General features: G+C 49.2%; 12 protein-coding genes, 1 tRNA gene and 2 rRNA genes. 12 read left to right on the top strand and 3 right to left on the bottom strand.

Annotated elements, in window-relative coordinates; translation table 11 throughout:
- The 8 genes from L4C36_RS15890 to mepA all read left to right on the top strand — a co-directional run.
- Nucleotides 1-154, top strand: a 23S ribosomal RNA gene (locus tag L4C36_RS15890); the annotation flags it as partial.
- A 200-nt stretch (nucleotides 155-354) separates the two neighbouring features.
- Nucleotides 355-470 (top strand): 5S ribosomal RNA (gene rrf / locus L4C36_RS15885).
- A gap of 34 nt (nucleotides 471-504) precedes the next feature.
- Nucleotides 505-581: transfer RNA gene (locus L4C36_RS15880), tRNA-Asp, on the top strand.
- A gap of 584 nt (nucleotides 582-1,165) precedes the next feature.
- The gene (locus L4C36_RS15875; RefSeq protein ID WP_428478781.1) at nucleotides 1,166-1,525 is read left to right on the top strand and encodes a DUF2799 domain-containing protein; all 360 of its coding nucleotides are present in this window, start codon (nucleotides 1,166-1,168) and stop codon (nucleotides 1,523-1,525) included.
- Between the two features lie 127 nt (nucleotides 1,526-1,652).
- Nucleotides 1,653-2,633 (top strand): sugar-binding transcriptional regulator, encoded by a 981-nt coding sequence (locus L4C36_RS15870; protein WP_428478780.1) that lies wholly within the window; start codon nucleotides 1,653-1,655, stop codon nucleotides 2,631-2,633.
- 133 nt (nucleotides 2,634-2,766) lie between these two features.
- Entirely contained in the window at nucleotides 2,767-3,501 is a 735-nt protein-coding gene (locus L4C36_RS15865; protein WP_428478779.1) for a winged helix-turn-helix domain-containing protein, read from the top strand.
- A gap of 130 nt (nucleotides 3,502-3,631) precedes the next feature.
- A complete protein-coding gene (locus L4C36_RS15860) occupies nucleotides 3,632-5,560 on the top strand; it encodes a TonB-dependent receptor domain-containing protein (RefSeq protein WP_428478778.1) in 1,929 nt (642 codons plus the stop codon).
- Between the two features lie 131 nt (nucleotides 5,561-5,691).
- Nucleotides 5,692-6,510: a penicillin-insensitive murein endopeptidase gene (mepA, locus tag L4C36_RS15855; protein WP_428478784.1), complete on the top strand. Its 819-nt coding sequence runs from the start codon at nucleotides 5,692-5,694 to the stop codon at nucleotides 6,508-6,510.
- Between the two features lie 152 nt (nucleotides 6,511-6,662).
- Here the strand turns inward: mepA and L4C36_RS15850 are convergent, their stop codons facing one another.
- The 3 genes from L4C36_RS15850 to rdgC all read right to left on the bottom strand — a co-directional run bounded on the left by L4C36_RS15850 (nucleotide 6,663) and on the right by rdgC (nucleotide 9,512).
- Nucleotides 6,663-6,917 carry a YfhL family 4Fe-4S dicluster ferredoxin gene (locus L4C36_RS15850; protein WP_428478777.1) on the bottom strand — a complete coding sequence of 85 codons (255 nt, stop codon included), beginning with the start codon at nucleotides 6,915-6,917 and terminating at the stop codon, nucleotides 6,663-6,665.
- A 5-nt stretch (nucleotides 6,918-6,922) separates the two neighbouring features.
- Nucleotides 6,923-8,311, bottom strand: a complete 1,389-nt coding sequence (trhP, locus tag L4C36_RS15845) for a prephenate-dependent tRNA uridine(34) hydroxylase TrhP (RefSeq protein WP_428478776.1) — start codon at nucleotides 8,309-8,311, stop codon at nucleotides 6,923-6,925.
- Between the two features lie 289 nt (nucleotides 8,312-8,600).
- Complete coding sequence (rdgC, locus tag L4C36_RS15840) at nucleotides 8,601-9,512, bottom strand: recombination-associated protein RdgC (protein WP_428478783.1); 912 nt, start codon at nucleotides 9,510-9,512, stop codon at nucleotides 8,601-8,603.
- Between the two features lie 173 nt (nucleotides 9,513-9,685).
- Here rdgC and L4C36_RS15835 point away from each other — a divergent pair, with 173 nt between their 5' ends.
- The 4 genes from L4C36_RS15835 to phoR all read left to right on the top strand — a co-directional run bounded on the left by L4C36_RS15835 (nucleotide 9,686) and on the right by phoR (nucleotide 16,993).
- Nucleotides 9,686-10,918 (top strand): exonuclease SbcCD subunit D, encoded by a 1,233-nt coding sequence (locus tag L4C36_RS15835; RefSeq protein ID WP_428478775.1) that lies wholly within the window; start codon nucleotides 9,686-9,688, stop codon nucleotides 10,916-10,918.
- 14 nt (nucleotides 10,919-10,932) lie between these two features.
- Nucleotides 10,933-14,730, top strand: a complete 3,798-nt coding sequence (locus L4C36_RS15830) for an AAA family ATPase (RefSeq protein WP_428478774.1) — start codon at nucleotides 10,933-10,935, stop codon at nucleotides 14,728-14,730.
- A gap of 208 nt (nucleotides 14,731-14,938) precedes the next feature.
- Nucleotides 14,939-15,628, top strand: coding sequence for a phosphate regulon transcriptional regulator PhoB (phoB, locus tag L4C36_RS15825; RefSeq protein WP_428478773.1), 690 nt, complete (start codon nucleotides 14,939-14,941; stop codon nucleotides 15,626-15,628).
- 60 nt (nucleotides 15,629-15,688) lie between these two features.
- Complete coding sequence (phoR, locus tag L4C36_RS15820; RefSeq protein ID WP_428478772.1) at nucleotides 15,689-16,993, top strand: phosphate regulon sensor histidine kinase PhoR; 1,305 nt, start codon at nucleotides 15,689-15,691, stop codon at nucleotides 16,991-16,993.
- Nucleotides 16,994-17,045: the final 52 nt, after the last annotated feature.

Here is a 17,045-nt window from a genome sequence, read left to right as displayed (position 1 = left end):
GCATCTAAGCGTGAAGCGAGCCTCAAGATGAGTCATCCCTAGACCTTTAAGGTCTCTAAAGGGTTGTTGAAGACTACGACGTTGATAGGCAGGGTGTGTAAGTGCTGCGAGGCATTGAGCTAACCTGTACTAATTGCCCGTGAGGCTTAACCATACAACACCCAAGGGGTTTTATCTCGCAAGAGACGACGGACTCCGCAAACACTTGAATCGTGTATGAGAACACAACTAGTTAACTTTTCCAGATTGTGAAGATATTCCGCCTACCAAAGGTAGCGCCGGAATAAAGTACGAGAGCAAATTAACACCGCTAGCGGGCTTTATAACCAGCGGAATGTTTTCAAACAGAATTTGCTTGGCGACCATAGCGTTATGGACCCACCTGATCCCATGCCGAACTCAGTAGTGAAACGTAACAGCGCCGATGGTAGTGTGGGGTCTCCCCATGTGAGAGTAGGACATCGCCAGGCTTCAAATTGCTTAAGTGCTGAATAGACACGCTGCGGAGCGGTAGTTCAGTTGGTTAGAATACCGGCCTGTCACGCCGGGGGTCGCGGGTTCGAGTCCCGTCCGCTCCGCCACTTATAAGAAAGCCCTGTCAGAAATGACGGGGCTTTTTTACATCCGTAGTTTGTTTGAATCCTGAGTAGAGCGGTAGTTCAGTTGGTTAGCCTCTTTACCTTGAGGGCAGCGGCCAGTCACGCCGGGGGACGCGTTGTTCTCAAGGTTGATAGAAAGTCCCGTCCGCTCCGCCACTTATAAGAAAGCCCTGTCAGAAATGACGGGGCTTTTTTACATCYGTAGTTTGTTTGAATCCTGAGTAGAGCGGTAGTTCAGTTGGTTAGCCTCTTTACCTTGAGGGCAGCGGCCAGTCCGCCGGGGGACGCGTTGTTCTCAAGGTTGATAGAAAGTCCCGTCCGCTCCGCCACTTATAAGAAAGCCCTGTCAGAAATGACGGGGCTTTTTACGTCTGTATGTTTTGTTAGATCTTCGGCATGTAAGATTCTCCAATATGATCATCTCCTAAAATCCCCCCATACTCCCGACTACATGATCGCGAGCAAAGAGAAAGGGATGACAGTGTCATATGCTTTTCTGCTGTGCCATTGTTCAGCGATGGCACGGAGAGTTTCTATACTGAAGGGACGTGTTGTAGGAGGTCTATATGAAAAAAATAGCGATTGTTGCTTGTGTATTGTTGGGGCTGCTAGGGTGCAGTAATTCTCAGGTATCACAGTATGCTGAGATAGGTGATTGGTCTGGTTTAGCGCAGTATGATGTGGAAGTGGGCCATCATGAGCGTAGTGAGACCGATTTGAGTCAGCTTGGCGCGATAGACAGTGCACAGCAAAAAGTGTATCGAGAAGCCTATGCGACGCATGTGGAAACCTATTGCGACCCGAAAAATGCCTTCCGCCTTGGGTTGCTCGGTAAACCGAAAAATTACGTTTGCATCGATGGCAGCCCAGAGGGCCGAACCTTTGAGAAGAATTGGGAGACGGGACGAGAAGGTAACAGCTTGTGAGTGTGTGATTTTTGGTGTTCTTCTTGTCAAAAAGAGCCCGCATATCACGGTGGTGAGGCTCGCACCAGTATAGCCTTCAAGGTAAGATAGTCCCTCGTGTTTATGCCATGTATTACTTGGGAAATGAATGAGCCTGCCTGTGAATGATATACCTCAAGTCGACAGTGATATGTTGACGGAAATTGCGATTGCCTATTATCAAGATGGTGCGACGCAAGAAGAAATTTCCCAAAAGTTTGGCATGTCGCGAGCGAAAGTCGGCCGTTTATTGCGTCGTGCGCGTGATGAAGGCGTCGTTGAAATTACCGTAAAGTATCATCCAGTCTTCAGTGAAAAACTGGAGCAGCAATTGATTGAGCGTTTTGGCTTGAAACGCGCGTTGATTGCCTTGGATCAGCCGGATGATGAAAGCCAACGCCAGCAAGTGGCCAGTTTGGTCTCAACCTATTTAGCGGCGACCCTGACTGATGACATGGTCGTGACGGTTGGGCAAGGGCGTAATATTGCCACGATTGCCAGCCATGTGGGTGTCGTGCCGCACCGTAAATGCCGCTTTGTGTGCGGGATTGGGGGCACTCACCGTTCGGGTAATGCCATCAACGCCGATCATATCTGCCGTTTGTTAGCGAAAAAATACGGTGGGATCAGTGAAACCTTGTATGCACCCGCCTATGTTGAAGACATCAAAGTAAAAGAAGCCATCATGAAAAATGGCACAGTAAAAGAGACCTTAGATCGCGCCCGTCGTGCTGATGTCGCGTTGGTCGGTGTCGGAGACATGAATGAAAACAGTCATATGGTGAAACTCGGTTGGTTCACACCGCAAGAGATCGTGGAAGCGAGGATCCGCAAAGGGGTTGTCGGCGATCTGGCGGGTTATGACTTCTTTGACAGTAAAGGTCTGCGTGCAGATACCATGATGAGTGATCGTGTGATTGGCTTGAGTATGGAAGAATTACGGCACATTCCTACAGTGGTGGTGACTGCCGCAGAAAACAGCAAAGCGTTGGCCTTGCTCGGCGTGCTGCGATCCGGTGTCGTTGATGTGCTGGCGACGAGTGTGAGTAATGCATTGACGATCCTCAATCTGGATCAGCAAATGAAATAGCATTTTTCTCTGCAGAAAGGGCCCATTAGGGCCTTTTTATTTATTGTGTGATCTGTTTTCCTCTCCCGCTTGTGTTGCTATTTGATTTCATTAGTATTGTCCTTAAATGGGAATGAATATCATTTGAGGGTGCGTGAAATTCGAACAATCTAATACAGCAATAAGCACAACGATTGCGTCTAAGCCGGTTAGCGAAAAAGTGATCGTCGTGACAGCCTCTCCCCCTTATCCGTCTGATCACGAGTACATTGCACAAGCGTTAAGTGTGCAAGGGTATGATGCATTGTGCATCGAAGAGACGGCTGCCATTCAGTCTATTCGCCAACGCAAAGGGCGGTGTGTATTCATTCCCGCCAGCATGAATCCGCCGCTCCGTCAGTCTCTGCTCTCTGTGACGCGACAAACTGCGTTACCGACGATTATCTTTACTCGGGAATATTGCCAAGCGACGTGTATGGCTAGCTTTCTTGAAGGGGCTGATGATTACATTTGTCTTCCCCAACAGTTAGAGACATTACCGTACCGTGTGAATGCCATTTTACGGCGTCCGCATTATCACCCCAATCCCGCTCATACTTTAATTGTTGACCAACTACGGCTCGATAAAACGGTTATGCGTGCCCAGTATAGCGAGCATGATCTGAAATTAACCCCAATAGAATTTAAGTTGTTGTGGCAATTAGCCCAGCATCGCCAGTGTATCGTCAGTAAGTCGGATTTGTGCGATAGCGTGTTAGAACGTACTTATCGTTCGTATGATCGCAGTATCGACATGCACCTGAGCCGTGTCCGCAAAAAACTCCATTGTGCTGGTATGGCTGCAGACCGTATTAAAACCCTTCACGGTCGAGGTTACCGTTTTACATAAATGTGCACCCAAAATTGCGAGGGAACGATGCGTGATGTGTAACGGTTGTAAAAGTGTTTTACATTGCGTTTTCTGATTATCAAAATATGCGCCTTATTGAAAATGATTGTTATTTCTATTTGGTGGGTTTATGGAACAGGGCGGTTCATTCAACAAAACACGCGTCTCGTTAGCCGTCGCATTCGCGATGGTCGCGTATTCAGCACAGGCGCAGGATGCCATGCACGAAACGATGGTTGTCACGGGGAGTCAGCAGCAATTACCGGAAGTGGTGATTGATTCAGAGCAACTCGACAAACGTCAAGCGACGGATCTGAGTGATATTTTCCGCACTGATCCTGAGGTCTCTATTGGTGGTGGATCCAGTGTATCGCAGAAGATTTATGTCCGTGGTATTGAAGATACATTGCTCAATGTCACTATCGATGGGGCGACGCAATCGGGCTACGTATATCACCACCAAGGCCGTTTATCGATTGAGCCGGAATTGATCCGCCAAGTGGAAATGTCTGCGGGTGCCGGTCGGGCCACAGAAGGCCCTGGGGCATTGGGTGGCGCGATCCGTTTTGTGACCAAAGATCCGCAAGATCTACTACAAGGCGATGAGCGTTTCGGGGCTTTGGTGAAAGCGGGTTATTACGATAATACGGAAGGGTACAAAACCAGCCTGAGCGGCTATGGTTACCTTTCTAATCAGTTCAGTGTGTTAGCCACGTTATCGTACAGCGATCAAGGTGATTTCACTGATGGTAATGGCGATGAGCAACCGTATACCGCCGCTGAAAACAAAGTGGGCTTCGTGAAGTTGGTGGGGGATCTGAGTGATGAGCAGAAGCTGACACTCAGTTACGATCGCCGGGAAGACGAAGCCTACCGCTACCATCGCCCGCAATGGGTCGAGAGCGTGAAAAATGCGCCGATTAATCAAGAAATGGTGCGTGAAACGATCACGGGTAATTATCAGTTTGATCCGTTGAACAATGATTGGTTGGCGCTGGACATTACGGCTTATCACACTAAAACCTCTCTGGAGCATCTCGATGGCCCATGGGGGGATTACTTGGGCGAAGCGAAAAGCTACGGTTTGGATGTGCGTAATGTCAGCGCGCTTGGCCCGCACCTGATCACTTACGGTATCGAATACCGTGACGATGAAGGGTATTTAGGCAGCCCTATTTATGGGGCTGACACGGATGAAGGGCGTGTGCTGGGTGTGTACATGCAAGGGGATCTGCAACTGACGGATGCCGTCTTATTGAGCATGGGTCTCCGCTATGATGACTACCAGTTGCAAGAGTCTAACAGTGAAGAAATTAACCACGATGGCTTTAGCCCGAACATCAATCTGACCTATCAAGTGATGCCGGGATTAGATGTGTATGCGGGTTATGCGCAGGCGATCCGAGGTGCGCAGGTACGTGAAATCTTTAAGTTGGATGGCGCGAAAAGCCAAGTGGATCGTAAAGAAGAACGTGCAGAGAATACCGAGATTGGCTTCAACTGGTTAACGGGGAATTGGCAGGTCTCGGTCACCGGTTACTGGAGTGAAATTGAAGATGTCGTGGGCGAAACGGACGAGCGGCCTCGCGAGTTGGCTAACCTCGGTGATTTACAAACCAAAGGGTTTACCGCTCGCGTGGGGTATCAGTGGCAAGGTGTTGTGGCAGGGTTGAGCTACAATCAATCACGTCCGGAGCTGAATGGTGAGCCATTGAATGATGACACCAAAGGGATCGGCACAGCCATTGGTGATACCTGGGTCGCTGATGTCAGTTACCAAGTGATGGATGACGTGGAAATCGGGTATATCGGGCGCTATGTGGAACGCTTAACCGATGTAGCGGAAGGTTACGCGGAAAAGCCGGGCTATGCCTTGCATGACATTTATGCGCAATGGTACCCACTGAATAATGATGATTTGGCGTTGACGTTTACGGTTAAGAACCTGTTGGATAAGGCTTATCGCGATCATGCAAGTTACGGTAACAACGGTGAGATTGCCCAAGGAACCTTAGATGCCGGTCGGGATATTCGATTAAATGTCTCCTATGCCTTCTAAATAGTCGTAAAAGACTATAGTTATAGAGCGAAATAGATCAACGAAAGAGGAGCACAGCTCCTCTTTTGCGATCTGCGTCTTTGCGATTTGAGTTGGTGAGTAAAGGAGTACCCGTGAAATATGGCATTGTAATGTTACTGGGCATGATTTGGAGTGCGCAGGTATGGAGCACCCCCTGGGAGCAGGTTGAATCACCGAGTAATGGTCAGTCTGAATCTATCGGCACCTATAACAACGGCTGTTTGGCGGGGGGCGCCTCGTTACCGCTAGCGGGGGAAGGGTACCAAGTGATGCGTTCCTACCGTGGTCGTTATTATGGTCACCCCGATATGATTCAATTTCTTACGGACTTGTCGAAAAAAGCCAATAAACTGGAGTTGGGTCAGTTGTTAGTGGGTGATATCGCCATGCCGCGCGGTGGCCGTTTTGCCTCGGGTCATGCTAGTCATCAGACAGGATTAGATGCCGATATTTGGCTGAAAGTGGTGGATAAGCCACTCAGTGATGATGAGTTGATTGATGTACAGCCGCTGCCGATGGTGCATTTGAAGCAGTACAAGATCAATCAGAAGCACTGGGGGCAGTCGCAAGCCTTAATGGTCCAATTGGCCGCCGCTGATGCACGCGTCGCGCGTATTTTTGTCCATCCCGTGATCAAAGAGCAGCTGTGTGAACGTGAATGGAACAACCGTGATTGGTTACGTAAAGTGCGCCCATGGTGGGGGCATTATTACCATTTCCACGTCAGACTCAATTGCCCGGAAGGGGATAGCAGTTGTCAAGAGCAAGCAGCACCGCCACTGGGAGACGGTTGTGGCGCAGAACTCGCGTCTTGGAAGCCCAAACCAAAATCAGAGAAAAAGCCTAAGCCAAAGAAAGACGTCGTGAAAGCGAAGAAAAAAGTGCCGCCACCGCCCCCCGCGCAGTGCTTGGTTCTTTTGGAAACATAAGATAAAGACCTCGAGGATAAAAAGAAGGGCAGTAGAGAGCGGCTGTACGAAAAGACAGAGCGAAAAGACAGGTACAGTTTGAAATATACGGATAGAAAAAAAGCGCCCTTGGGCGCTTTTTTTGTTAAGAGTGGTTAGCCGTTTAGAAACGGTTACACCATCCCTTGCAGAGTGACGAACTTTTCAAGTAGCTCGTCATCGCTTTCGATATGATCAGGATCGGTAATGATACAGTTCGTGATGGGGCACACCGACTGGCACGTTGGCTTGTCGTAGTGGCCTTTACACTCTGTGCATTTGTCTGGGTCGATCTCATAGATATCGGCACCCATGGTGATCGCCTCGTTCGGGCATTCAGGATCACACATGTCACAGTTAATGCATTTACCGGTAATGAGCAGTGCCATAGCGATTATTGACCGTCTTTCGGAGCGTGTGGGTTGCGGGTGTTTTCCCCTGAGTTTAGATTGCGCATCAGCAAACCGAAATCGAGATCCATATCAGCTGGGACGGGAATGAACACAAAGTGGCCATTGCCTTTTGCATCATCAATCACTTCAGATTTACGATTTTCCATCGCTTCGAGCGTGAAGATCACGTTACCTTTTGGTGTCATCACTTCTAGGCTGTCACCGGTCATGAACTTGTTCTTCACTTCTACTTCAGCCAAGTCGCCACGGCGCTTACCGGTGAATTCACCCACAAACTGCTGTGAATCAGAGATAGAGTAACCGTAATCATAGTTCTGGTACGTATCGTGTGTGTGACGACGTAGGAAACCTTCGGTGTAGCCGCGGTGTGCAAGGCTCTCTAGGGTGCCTAGCAAGCTTTCATCAAAGGCTTTACCCGCAACAGCATCATCAATCGCTTTACGGTACACCTGTGCAGTACGTGCACAGTAGTAGAACGACTTGGTACGCCCTTCGATTTTCAGTGAGTGCACGCCCATCTTCGTCAAACGCTCAACGTGCTGAACGGCACGCAGATCTTTTGAGTTCATGATGTAAGTACCGTGCTCGTCTTCAAACGCTGCCATTTTTTCTTCAGGGCGGTGTGCTTCGCTTAGTAGCACCACTTCGTCAGTAGGCTTGCCAAGACCCAGCGTGTTGTCTGGACGTGGTTCGGCTTCTTGAACCTGAACGGCATCTTGTACTTCAACGATCTGGCCTGCATCGTTTTCAGTGGCTTTTTCTGTCTTGTATTCCCAACGGCATGCATTGGTGCAGGTGCCTTGGTTAGGGTCACGCTTGTTGATGTAGCCAGACAGTAAACAACGGCCTGAGTACGCCATGCACAGTGCGCCGTGAACAAAGATTTCCAACTCTGTCTCTGGGCAGTGCTCGCGGATTTCTTCGATTTCTTCTAGCGACAGTTCGCGTGACAAAATCACACGCTCAACGCCTTGGGTTGACCAGAATTTCACAGTCGCCCAGTTAACGGCATTCGCCTGTACAGATAGGTGAATCGGCATGTCTGGGAAGTTTTCGCGTACCATCATGATCAAGCCAGGATCGGACATGATCAGGGCGTCAGGGCCCATTTCAACGATAGGTTTCAAATCGCGAATGAAGGTTTTCAGTTTAGAGTTATGCGGCTGAATGTTACATACCACGTACAGCTTCTTGCCAAGGGAATGGGCTTCATCGATACCGATTTTCAGGTTGTCGAGGTTGAACTCGTTGTTACGAACACGCAGGCTGTAACGTGGCTGACCGGCGTATACAGCATCTGCCCCGTAAGCGAACGCGTAACGCATGTTTTTTAGGCTGCCCGCAGGCGATAACAATTCAGGTTTAAACATAGCTCTTATATTCCAGTGTCTGATTGCAAATCAGGCCGTATCGTAGGGATACGGAAGTGAGGCGAGATTTTACTGTGATCCACCACACAAAGGCAATGAAAACGGCATAATGAGTCGGGAAATGCGGGAGGAAGACGGCGTAAAGGTAAAGCAAAGACAAAGTAAAGGAGGGGAGATAGAAATACAGCAACAGGCAGGAAAAAAGGGGAGAGGGAGTAAATCGCGCTGAGAGGCAAGCGTCCCCTCAGCACGGAATAGAAGAATAAGCCTGTTGGCTTATGGTGATGGCTTAGGCTTTCGCTTCTAGCCCACCGAGTACTTCAAACAGATTCGGTAGGAAAGCTGAAAATTCACCGGCCATCAACGACAAGTCGGCATCCAAGCGATGCGCCATGTCTTCGCGGTCGATATCATCGTTTTGATCGCGCAGTTCATCGGCGAATTTCAAACGTTTCACGGACAAGTCATCACACAAGATAAAGTCGATACGCTCTTGCCAGTTAAGCGCCAATTTCGTGACCACTTTATCGGCTTCGATGTGTGCCAAAATTTCATCACAAGACAAATCTTGTTGCTTACAACGGATCACACCGCCGTCTTCCAATAAGGCCTTGAACTCGGCTTCTTCACCAATGGTGAAACCCGTTGGTGACGCGTTTGAGCGTACCCATTCGGTCAGCGTCAGTTCAGTCGGTTTTTCCGGTGTCACAGGCACAACTGGTAGGCTACCGATAGACTTACGCAGCAGGGCCAGCATGTCTTCAGCTTTTTTGAAGCTGCCCGCATCCACCAAGATAAAGCCTTCTTTTGGCATGATCAGGGCATACGTTTGTTGCTTACGGCTGAATGCGCGCGGTAGCAAATCCATCATGATTTCATCTTTGATGGTGTCTTTTTCGCTTTTCTTCAGCTTGCGGCCCTGTTCTGCTTCCAGTGTGTCAACCTTGGCGTTCAGCGATTCTTTGATCACCGATGCAGGAACGACTTTTTCTTCTTTGCGCGCGCAGATCAAAATGTTGTCGCCGATCACGTGCGTGAACATATCGCCGTGCTTGCCTAGCGCGTGTACCCAGCCAAACTTGTGCATGTCTTGGCTGCCGCATGGCGTAAAGCGGAACTCTTCCAGCTGCTTTTCAAGTTGATCGGCATTAAGGTCAATCTCGCGGCTGAAGCGATAAGTGAGTACGTTTTTAAACCACATCATGGCTGTTACAGATCCTAGGTTGTGCATTGGGTTGTCAATCTTATTGCATTGATTGGGCTTTGTCTTAGGTTTTCGCGCTTTTCGCCCAAAGCGCGAAGGCATGATGATTTCGGGGAGAAGAAAGTGCGGTACAATCAAGCCAGTTTCCCTTTGGCATAGAGTGAATTGTCATGAAAATTCTTCACACATCAGACTGGCATTTAGGCCATCAACTGCATGGCTACTCCCGGGATGTGGAGCATCAGGCCTTTTTGGACTGGCTGGCTGACACCTTAGAGGCCGAGCAGGTCGACGCCTTGCTGGTGGCCGGGGATATTTTTGATACCGCCAACCCCCCCGCCAGTGCGTGGCGCATGTTGTACCGCTTTCTGGCGCGGTTAGCGAAAAGCCTGCCACAGTTGGATGTGGTGATGATTGGCGGTAACCACGATTCACCCAGTAAATTGGATGCGCCGCATGAACTGTTGAAAGCGTTTGATTTGCACATGGTAGGCGGCATTCATCGCCTAGAGAACGGCGCGCTGGATACCGATCGTATGTTGGTGCCGCTGAGCAATAACACCGGTGAGACGACGGCATGGGTGTTGGCTGTGCCGTTTTTACGCAGTGCCGATTTGCGTACCGATAACCTTGATGAAAACGACGATCGCCTGATCAAAGGCGTCGAAGTGTTATACGGCGAAATAACCCAAGCTGCCCGAAAATTGCTTGCGCCAGAACAAGCGATGATCGGCATGGGACACGCTTACATGGCATCGGGGCAATTATCTGAAATGTCAGAGCGTCGCGTATTGGGCGGTAACCAGCATGCGCTGCCGGCCTCTATTTTTGCCGATGACATGAGTTATGTCGCTCTTGGGCATCTGCACTTAGCGCAAAAAGTGGCAAAGAAAGAGCATGTACGTTACAGCGGCTCACCCATTCCACTATCAATGTCAGAACGTAATTATTCGCATAAAATTCTGGTCGTAGAGTTAGAGGGCAGTGAGGTCACTGCCATTGAAGAAATCAGCATTCCTCGTCGTGTTGATATGCTCAAAGTGCCTGCGAAACCTGCGTCACTGGATGACGTCTTAGCCGCATTAAAAGCCTTGCCGGATGATGAATTGCCACGAGAGCAACAGCCATTTTTAGAAGTGCATGTGCTGCTTGATAAGCCTCAAGCCCTGTTGCGTGAAAAAGTGCTGCAAGCTTTAGAGGGGAAATCAGTACGTCTTGCCAAAATTACCCCGCATTACCCTCAGCGCGAGCAACAAGACAGCTTGCAACATCGCCGCTTATCGGATGTGTCACCGCAACAGGTGTTTGCCCTGAGTTGGAATAAAAAATTCGATGGTGAGCCGACTCAAGCCATGGTTGACGCTTTTGAAACCTTATTAACGCAAGTTGAAGAACAAGACTAAGAGAGAGAATAACAATGAAAATTCTTGCGCTTCGCGGTGAAAATTTAGCGAGTTTACAAAGCCTGTTTGAGATTGATTTTGCGGGTGGTCGTTTAGGTGACGCTGGCTTATTTGCGATAACGGGTAAAACGGGGGCGGGTAAATCTACCTTGCTCGATGCGATTTGTTTGGCGTTATTTGACCGTATTCCTCGTTTGCAATCCAACAAAAAGAACGATGCAGAGGTCGGCCGTGATGATGACGATAACCGCATCAAAGCCAATGACGTGCGCAGTATTTTGTCTCGTGGTAAAGGCGAAGGTTTTGCTGAAGTCGATTTTGTTGCCAACGACGGTTCTCATTGGCGTGCCCACTGGCATGTTCGTCGTGCTCGTGGTCGGGCTGAAGGCAAAATTCAAGCCGCTGAACAATGGTTAGAAAACATTGAAACCGGGCAACGTTTTGCGGGTAAAAAGCAAGAGTTACAAGCGGAAATCGAAAAGCTGATTGGATTGAGTTTTGATCAGTTCCGCCGTGCGGTGATGTTGCCCCAAGGGGAGTTTGCTGCATTTCTCAAGGCAGGGGCTGACGAGCGTGCTGCACTGCTAGAGCGTATGACAGGCGGTGAGATTTACGGTCGTTTATCCATTGCTGCCCATGAACGCGCTAAAGACGAAAAACTAAAACTGACGCAACTTCAAGGCAAGTTAGGTGATATTGCACTGCTGACTGATGAAGAGCGCGACGCATTAAATGCGCAATTAACGACGGCTCGTGAGCAAGTGAGTCGCCAGCAACAACAGCTTGAGCAACTCAAACAGCACCAAGATGTGTTAGTGAATGCAGAAAAACTGACTCACCGTATTGGTGACAGTGAGCAGCAGTTAGTACAAGCCAAGCAAGCGCAACAACTGGCTGAGCCGCGTTACCGTCAACTTAATCAGTACGAGCAGGCATTGCCTGCACGCGGTGATTTCACGCTATTATCGCAAGCTCAACAACACGTGATTAAATGGCAGCAGACACTGCAATCGGCCACCACTGAACTGACGGCAAAGCAGCAACAACAAGAACAATTGCACATTCAGGTCGTGCAAAGCCAGCAGCAATTAGCGCAAAAACAACAGGCATTCAGTGAACTTGAACCCAAGTTAAAACAAGCGGCCAGTATTGAACAAAAACGCGATGGTTTGCAGCAACAAAGTGCGGAGCTACAACAGCAATTAGCGGGCTTAAATAAAGCACTGACGGCACAACGTGATCAGCTAGTAAGTCAACAACAACAGCAACATGCCGCCCAATCACAACAGCAGCAAGTCACGGCAGCGCTGGCGCAAACGCAAGGCGTAAAAGCCTTGGCGGAGCAGCAGAATGCCATCAAAGATAACATCAGTCAGTTCCAACAAGCGCAAAATCAAATTGCCCAGTTGCAAGCCGATATTAAACGGCGTGAAACAACGTTAGCGACAGTGACTCAGCAGCAGATCCAATTGGATAAACAGCTTTCGGCATTGGATCAGCAAAAACAGCAATCAAGCGAGCAAACCGCTAAGCACGATCTTGCTGCATTAGAGCAATTGCAAGATCAAGAACGCCAACACTATGGCGCATATCAGCAATTAAGCAGCAAGCTAAGAGAGAGCTTATTTGGTCTCGATAAATGGCATGGCTTGTTGCAACAGCGTGATAAATCTCAGCATCAGCAGCAAGGTTTAATCAATAGCATTGCCACCAATGAGCAGCGTTTAGCGGCATTAGCCCCTGAATTATTACAGCTTGATGCGCAACATAAAGAAGTGGAATTGCAGCTAAACCAAAGCCGTGCGGTAATGCGCTTAACCGACTATCGTGAGCAGTTGGTTGAAGGGGATCCTTGCCCATTATGTGGCTCAGCAGATCACCCTTATCAGCAGCATAATCCACACGTTGAAAGCATTATTAGCCAGCAACAGCAGCGGTTACAGCACTTAGCGCAACAACGACAAGACGCGCATGCCGAGCAGCACCAGTTAACCCAATCTGCCGCGCAAGATAAGCAACGCCAAATCGAACTTGAGCAAGATATCGTAGGGTTAACTCACACCATTCAAGCGTTAGTCGATCAGCAGCAATGCCACTGGACAGATCTAATGGCTGTGGATTTGGATGCCATAACGTTAGCGGACATTGTGTTATCTGCTGACAGCGATTTAGCCCAGCTTTCTGATTATCAGGCAAATTGGTCGCAAGCTGTGGACGATGCCAAAGCGCAAATGCTGCAGATCAAAGAGAAAGGTGAACAGCGTAAAGTGCTGATTGAAGAGGTGAAGACACAACAGCTTCACTTACAGCAATTAACTCAGCAAGAAGCCGAGCAGAAAGAGCAGTGCTATCTGTTAACCCAGCAGCAAACCCAAGCGCAAGAGCAGTTGAATGCGTTTACGGCACAAGCGAATAACTTGCAAAACGTGGTAGCGGAAAGACAACAAGCGTTAATGGTTATCTATGGTCATGACACTTGGTTAAAGGCATTAGCGCAGCAAGGAAAAGCGGGCTTTATTGCCGATTTAGAAGGGCAAATTCAGCAGTATCAAGCCAATGTCGAGCAACAACAGCGACTGGATAAACAACTGACAGAGCGTGCGCCAGTGCTCGCGACGTTAACCAATAGCGTTCAACACGGTGAGCAACAGGTTAATGAGATCACAGCGAAAGTGACGCGTCTTGCTGAGGAGCAACAGGCTTGTTGGCAACAACGTATTGACCTGATTGGTGAACAACCATTAGAGACGATTGAATGCTCAGCCAAAGCCGATATTGATGCACAGCAGCAACACTGCCAACAGTTACAAACGCAATTAAGCCAATTAGCGGAAGTGATTGCCGCAGAGCTGACCAAGCAGCAGAACGCAACCCAACAGTTAGCGGAATCTGAAACTGAACAACACAAGCAGCAGCATGTGTGGCAAGCATGGTTAGACAAATTAGCGTTAACCGAGGTTGAATTAACGGCGCTGTTCAGTAAAGACGACGTCTGGTTACAGAAAGAGCGCAGTGAACTCAAACAGCTAGAGCAGGCCGTGTCGCAAGGCGAAATCATTGTTAAAGAAAGACAGCAAGCTCAGCGGGATTATCAGCCGACGATTGAACTTGCCAAACAGTGGTTGAGTGAACATAACATCAGTGATGACACTTCAGCCCAACAGCAACGATTTACCCAATGGCAGGCGGAAAAAGCACAGTTTGATGATCAAGTTTTCCAATTACGCCAGCGTTTGGATCTGGGCGAGCAAGCGGAAAAACAAGCCGGTGATCTTCGTGCCGCTTTAGCGACTCAACAGACGCAAACTGAACTGTGGATGGAAATGAGCGATTTAATTGGCTCAGCAACCGGCAATAAATTCCGTACGCTGGCGCAAGGCTTGACCTTGCAACAGCTGGTGGTGTTGGCTAATCAACATTTGCACGACTTGGCACCGCGTTATGCCTTGCAGCCCGTGCCGGGCAGTCCGCTTGCCTTGCAGGTGATTGACCATGACATGGGCGATGAAGTGCGCAGCGTGGAGTCCTTATCCGGCGGCGAAAGTTTCTTGGTGTCCTTGGCGCTGGCGCTGGCATTGGCCTCGCTCGCGGCCGATACGCGTCAATTGGGCTCATTGTTCATTGATGAAGGATTTGGCACGTTAGATCCAGAAAGTCTGGAAATGGCCTTGGCCTGTTTGGATGCGCTGCAAGCGGATGGCCGTCAAATTGGCGTGATCTCTCACGTCGGCACATTGGTAGAACGTATTGGGGTGCAAGTTGCTGTTGAGGCACAAGGGGGCGGTCGAAGTTGCATCGCGATCCGCGGCTAATACGGCATAAAAGTAATAAAAACAAAACGATCAAAAAAATGCCATCATCCACCGACAGACAAGGGCTGCCAGTGGATTTTGGTCATACATTTATGCGTGTTTGATTGCATAGTTGTCGTGAGTGGTCACAAAAGTGTCATACTTAACACACATAATGTCGCACGACAGAACAGTAATCAAAGATAGCAACCAATAGGAATAGAACATTATGGTAAGACGGATTCTTGTGGTAGAGGACGAAGCACCAATCCGCGAAATGCTATGTTTCGTTCTTGAGCAGAAAGGCTACCAGCCCATTGAAGCTGAAGATTATGATGATGCCTTAGAGAAAATTTGTGAGCCTTATCCTGAGCTGATCCTGATGGATTGGATGTTACCGGGCGGTTCAGGCATCAATCTGATCAAGCATTTAAAACGTGACGAAATGACCCGCCAAATTCCGGTGGTGATGTTAACGGCACGCGGTGAAGAAGAAGACAAAGTGCGTGGGTTAGAAGTGGGTGCAGATGATTACATCACCAAACCCTTTTCGCCGAAAGAATTGATGGCCCGTTTGAAGGCCGTGATGCGCCGCGTTTCTCCGACATCGTTGGATGATGTGATTGATGTACAGGGGCTGAAATTGGATCCGGTCTCACACCGTGTGACATCGAATGATGATCCGCTTGAAATGGGCCCGACTGAGTTTAAAATGCTGCACTTCTTCATGACCCACCAAGAGCGTGTGTACAGCCGCGAACAGCTGCTGAACAACGTGTGGGGCACCAATGTGTATGTAGAAGACCGCACGGTAGACGTTCATATTCGTCGCCTGCGTAAGGCACTGGAGACGGGTGGCCATGATAAGTTGGTACAAACTGTGCGTGGCGCAGGGTACCGATTCTCAACCCGCGTATAGTCGTAATTGTAGTAAATGTTACCGCGTCAGGCCGACGCGGTGATGATGACGGAGTCATTGATGGTAGAGCGGCTTTCGTGGAAAAAGTTGGTCTGGGAACTGATGTTTTTCTACTTGCCTTGGATTGTGCTCGGCATGGTATTTGGCTATATGCCATGGTTTTTATTAATTGCCACTTGGATCCAGTTGATTTGGCATTTCCATAATCAATTGAAAATGTCGAACTGGCTATGGAAAGAGCGCAGTTTAACCCCGCCATCAGGTTCGGGCAGTTGGGAGCCGTTATTTAACGGTATCTACCGTTTGCAGCAGCGCAACCGTCGCCGTCGCAAAGAGTTAGCGACCTTGATCCGCCGTTTCCGTAACGGTGCGGAATCCCTGCCCGATGCGGTGGTGGTATTTCGCAGCGAAGGCAACATTGTGTGGTGCAACAAACTGGCGCAACACCTACTCGGCTTTCGTTGGCCGGATGATGCCGGTCAGCCGATCAGTAACTTGCTGCGCAGCCCGGACTTTGTCCGTTACCTGACCAAGCAGACGTTCGATGAGCCGTTGGAGATCACGTCGCCGCTCAATTATGACCGTACGTTGGAATTGCGGATCATGCACTACACCGAAGGTGAATACCTGATGGTGGTGCGTGATGTGTCGCAAGTGAAGCAGCTTGAAGGCATGCGCCGCAACTTTTTTGCTAACGTATCGCATGAACTGCGTACCCCGATGACGGTTTTGCAAGGGTATTTGGAAATGTCCAAAGACCCAGAAATGCTGATTGGCCCAATGTGGGATAAAGCCCACGGTGTGATGACCGAACAGCTTTTGCGCATGAACTCGCTGGTAGAGCAGTTACTGACCTTGTCCAAGATTGAAGCGGCACCAAACATCGAATTGGAAGAAACCATTGATGTGCCTGCAATGTTGGACGTGTTAGAAAAAGAAGCCATCTCGTTGAGTGGTGGCGAAGAACACTTGTTCACGTTTGATGTGGATTCCTCGCTGAAAGTGCTGGGGGATGAAGATCAGCTGCGCAGTGCCATTTCTAACTTGGTGTACAACGCGGTGAAACATACCCCGACCCATGCAGAAGTCTCGGTTCGTTGGTTCCGTTCACCGACCGGTCCGCGCTTGGAAGTGACGGACCGTGGACAGGGGATTGAGCCACAACACATTCACCGTTTAACGGAGCGTTTTTATCGGGTAGATAAAGCGCGTTCCCGTGAAACCGGCGGCAGTGGCCTCGGTTTAGCGATTGTGAAGCATGCACTCAGCCATCACGATTCACACTTGGAAATTGAAAGTGTGGTTGGCGAAGGCAGTACGTTTGCCTTTACGTTGCCTAAGCGGTTGATCGCACACGCGGCGTAATGAACATCATGAAAAAATAGAGCGGCCTTTGTGGCCGCTTTTCTTGTTAGCA

Origin of the sequence: Photobacterium japonica, assembly GCF_050337005.1 — a bacterium.
GTDB classification, from domain to species: domain Bacteria; phylum Pseudomonadota; class Gammaproteobacteria; order Enterobacterales; family Vibrionaceae; genus Photobacterium; species Photobacterium japonica.
This window is presented reverse-complemented; position numbering and strand designations above follow the sequence as displayed.

What these genes read in the sequence shown, in the direction of transcription:
- phoR (WP_428478772.1), top strand. Translation starts at nt 15,689, where the DNA reads ATGGTAGAGCGGCTTTCGTGGAAAAAGTTGGTCTGGGAACTGATGTTT.
- trhP (WP_428478776.1), bottom strand. Translation starts at nt 8,311, where the DNA reads ATGTTTAAACCTGAATTGTTATCGCCTGCGGGCAGCCTAAAAAACATG.
- L4C36_RS15830 (WP_428478774.1), top strand. Translation starts at nt 10,933, where the DNA reads ATGAAAATTCTTGCGCTTCGCGGTGAAAATTTAGCGAGTTTACAAAGC.
- L4C36_RS15870 (WP_428478780.1), top strand. Translation starts at nt 1,653, where the DNA reads ATGAGCCTGCCTGTGAATGATATACCTCAAGTCGACAGTGATATGTTG.
- L4C36_RS15860 (WP_428478778.1), top strand. Translation starts at nt 3,632, where the DNA reads ATGGAACAGGGCGGTTCATTCAACAAAACACGCGTCTCGTTAGCCGTC.
- mepA (WP_428478784.1), top strand. Translation starts at nt 5,692, where the DNA reads ATGTTACTGGGCATGATTTGGAGTGCGCAGGTATGGAGCACCCCCTGG.
- L4C36_RS15835 (WP_428478775.1), top strand. Translation starts at nt 9,686, where the DNA reads ATGAAAATTCTTCACACATCAGACTGGCATTTAGGCCATCAACTGCAT.
- L4C36_RS15875 (WP_428478781.1), top strand. Translation starts at nt 1,166, where the DNA reads ATGAAAAAAATAGCGATTGTTGCTTGTGTATTGTTGGGGCTGCTAGGG.
- rdgC (WP_428478783.1), bottom strand. Translation starts at nt 9,512, where the DNA reads ATGTGGTTTAAAAACGTACTCACTTATCGCTTCAGCCGCGAGATTGAC.
- L4C36_RS15850 (WP_428478777.1), bottom strand. Translation starts at nt 6,917, where the DNA reads ATGGCACTGCTCATTACCGGTAAATGCATTAACTGTGACATGTGTGAT.
- phoB (WP_428478773.1), top strand. Translation starts at nt 14,939, where the DNA reads ATGGTAAGACGGATTCTTGTGGTAGAGGACGAAGCACCAATCCGCGAA.